The sequence below is a fragment of the Chrysiogenia bacterium genome, assembly GCA_020434085.1.
Taxonomy (GTDB): Bacteria; JAGRBM01; JAGRBM01; order JAGRBM01; family JAGRBM01; genus JAGRBM01.
Genome location: JAGRBM010000148.1, coordinates 1 through 1,994 on the forward strand (window position 1 = coordinate 1; position 1,994 = coordinate 1,994).

The following is a 1,994-nucleotide window of genomic DNA, read 5'->3' on the forward strand; positions in this document are numbered from 1 at the left end:
CGCTCCTCGGCGGCGGGCTCCAGCGCGCCGCGTTCCGCAACGTCGAAAAGCCCCTGCTGCACCGGCGGCGGCGTCTCACACAGACCGCCGCAGGTCACTCCCAGCAGCCGCAGTTCGAGGCCGCCCCGCAGCTCCTTGCGCAGGGTCTCGCGCGCGATCTCGAAGATGATTTTCTCATCACAGGTGGGAGTCTCCAGGGTGCGCGCCCTTGTCCAGGTCCGGAACGAGGGCTCGCGCAGCTTGAGCGTCACCGTTCGCGCCAGCAGTTCCTTGCGCCGGAGCCGTGAGGCGATGCGCTCTGCCATGGAGAGAAGCACCGCTTCGAGCTCTTCGAGGTCGCCGGTGTCTTCGTAGAAGGTGATTTCCTTACCGACGCTTTTCACTTCGTCGTGGGTGCTAAGAGTTGCGCTCCCCTCGCCGCGCGAGCGCAGCACCACCTCGCGGCCCCACTGGCCGAAGCGCCGCTCCATCTCGTCCGGGTCTCGGGCGGCGAGCTGCCCCAGGGTGCGAATGCCCATGGCCAGCAGCTTCTGCTCGGCCGAGGGCCCAAGGCCCGGCAGCGCGCGAAGCGGCATCCCGGCGAGAAAGCGCGCCTCCTCGCCCGGCGGCACGCAGAAGGTCCCCGCCGGCTTGGCGCGCACCGAGGCCATCTTGGCCACGTGCCGCACGCTGGCGATGCCCACCGAGGCAGACAGGCCGGTCTTTTCGAGAATTTCCTCGCGGATGCGCCGCGCGATCTGGGGCGGCTCCCCGTAGAGGCGCTGCGTGCCGCTCATGTCCAGGTAGGCCTCGTCGATGGAGACGGGCTCGACCACGGGGGAGAGCTTTTCGAGGGCGGAAAAAATCGCCCGCGAGCGCTCGGAATAGAGCGCGCCGTGGGCCGGGACGATGATGAGTTCGGGGCAGGCTTTCATCGCCTGCATGGCCGGCATGGCCGAGTGCACGCCGTACTCGCGCGCCTCGTAGCTGGCAGAGGCAATCACCCCCCGCCGCGAAGCCCCGCCCACGGCCACGGGTTTCCCGATGAGCGAGGGATCCCTCTCGCGCTCGACCGAGACGAAGAAGCTGTCCATGTCCACGTGGGCGATCAGCGACATGAGAGAGGCCCTCAGCCAGCCAGAAGGGAAATGGCCACAGATGGCCACGGATGAACACGGTTTACAGAGAGAGGTTGAACAGGATGCACAGGATGTTCAGGATACTTCTCGGGATCGCAGCGCTTACTCCGACCGATCCTGTAGATCCTGTTCATCCTGTTTAGACTCTTCGTTCTCTATCCGTGTTCATCTGCGGCCATCTGTGGTTTCAAATGCCGGAAATCTCAGTTCACGTTGTAGCGGCGGATCACGCCGGCGACGATGCCGCGGATCTGCACCTGGTCGCCGCGCACCCGGATGGGTTTGTATTTCTCGTTGGCCGGCTCGAGGCTGATCCAGCCGCCGGGTTCGGGGCGGTAGCGCTTGACCGTGGCGGACTCGCCGTCAACGAGCGCGACCACCGTCTGGCCCGGCCGCGCGCTCTCGCGCGAGGCCACCACCAGGATGTCGCCGTCGCAGATGGCGTCCTCGATCATGGAATCGCCCTGCACTTCGAGGGCGTAGTGCTTGCCCCGGCCGATCATCTCCTGGGGAACGCTCACGCTCTCGGGATTCTCCAGCGCGTCAATCGGCGTGCCGGCAGCCACCTTGCCCAGCAGTTCCAGCTCCACCACGTTCGAGCCGCCGGTCACCGCCTTGGCCCGCTTGGTGATGTGACTCTTCGCCCCGCGCGTCAGCGAAACCGAGCGCGAGCCGTTCCACTGCTTTTCCAGGTATCCCTTGGTCTGCAGCGCATTGACGTGCTGGGCCACCGTCGCCGCCGAGGAGAGCCCGAAATGCTCGCCGATTTCCCGGTAACTGGGCGGGTAATCGTGCTCGAGCGTGTAGGCGTGGATGTAGTCGAGAACTTCTTTTTGCCGTTTCGAAAGCGTTTTCATGCCGTATACGGTATCGAAA

The 1,994-nt window shown here is 65.5% G+C and carries 2 protein-coding genes; both read right to left on the bottom strand.

Annotation, left to right across the window (positions count from 1 at the left end; all coding sequences use genetic code 11):
* Window positions 1–1,097, bottom strand: a 1,097-nt coding sequence (dinB, locus tag KDH09_04885) for a DNA polymerase IV (protein ID MCB0219009.1), incomplete at its 3' end; no start/stop codon positions are given.
* A 224-nt stretch (window positions 1,098–1,321) separates the two neighbouring features.
* On the bottom strand, window positions 1,322–1,994 hold a 673-nt coding region (gene lexA, locus KDH09_04890; GenBank protein ID MCB0219010.1), incomplete at its 5' end, for a transcriptional repressor LexA.